1 protein-coding gene is annotated in these 1229 nt (G+C 47.9%); it reads left to right on the top strand.

The features are described from left to right. The first annotated feature begins 46 nt into the window (after nt 1-46). Nucleotides 47-1195, top strand: a complete 1149-nt coding sequence (locus tag R8269_RS25020) for a trypsin-like serine protease (RefSeq protein WP_318222882.1) — start codon at nt 47-49, stop codon at nt 1193-1195. The last annotated feature ends 34 nt before the right edge of the window (nt 1196-1229 follow it).

Here is a 1229-nt window from a genome sequence, read left to right as displayed (position 1 = left end):
GTCTCTCGAAGAAGATACGCTCAGGCTTACCAAATTGAAGACGATTATGTACAAAAAATTATTTGCACTGATGGCTGCTGCAATGAGTGTCCAATCCGCTCAGGCCATCGTTTTGGGCAGTGTGGAGTCAAACCCTGCAGATCGCGTTGCGATTCGAGCCAGTAACATGGCGGAATTTCAAAACTGTGGCGGCACTATGGTCACTGACCAGTGGGTAATGACTGCGGCCCACTGTGTCGTAATGGGGCAAGGTTCGAACGAAGCGAGCTATTACGTTACCCAACCGGGTGAACTGTCTATCACCGCTCGTGTACATAATCTTCACGATACGAGTATCGACAACTACTACACCGTTTCGCATGTCGTCGTGCATCCAAACTACACTCGTATCTCGAAAGCGGATGTTGACAGCAAGGGGAATGTGAAGCCTATTCAAACGGCGCTCGATAATGACATTGCGCTGCTTTACATTACTCGCCCAGTTACTGGGGTGAATGTGGCTGACCTCGCCACGAAAGAAGACATGATCAGCATTGAGGCACGATTAGCTGCGGATTGGAACGATAACTACGACACCAACCAGCGAACTGAAAATGTTCAGGTTTATGGATGGGGAACAACAACGCCAATGGCATCGGAGGCTTCTCCTTTGTTACAAACCACTCAGATCGGTTTTCTTCCTATAGACAAGTGTTATGATCGTCTGGAAATTGGCAACAGCTATCCGGGGTTGATTAACTCTAGAACCAACGCGACTAAGATCTGTACAGTGCCTACATTCAATAGGATTTTAGAGCCAAGCAGCAGCACTCAATATGGTAACTCTGCTTGTAAAGGGGACAGCGGTGGCCCGCTGCTGGACATTGCGACAGGCAAGCAAATTGGTGTCGTGAGTGGTGGTCCTTTGGTATTGCCGACTTGTGGCTCGCTGACCATTCCAAGTTTTTATACGAAGGTCAGTAACTACTACGATTGGGTTCAGTCTTACATTACTGCCGACACACCACCAAACCGTTACATCACTGAACCAAATTTTATCATCAATGCTAGAGAAGAAGCGGGCAAAGAGTGTCACGATGGTATTGCAACCAATAATTGTGATTTCAAAGGTTCCGATGACGATGGCGGCAGTCTAAATCTCTGGTTGTTGGCTCTGTTCGCTCCTTTAGCATGGTGGCGCAGACGCGAAGCGTAATCACGTTAACGATGTTGAAAGAAACGAGCAGCGC

The organism is Vibrio sp. Vb0667, from assembly GCF_033391095.1.
This window is presented reverse-complemented; position numbering and strand designations above follow the sequence as displayed.

Coding starts and splice junctions, on each gene's coding strand:
- R8269_RS25020 (WP_318222882.1), top strand. CDS start 47: ATGTACAAAAAATTATTTGCACTGATGGCTGCTGCAATGAGTGTCCAA.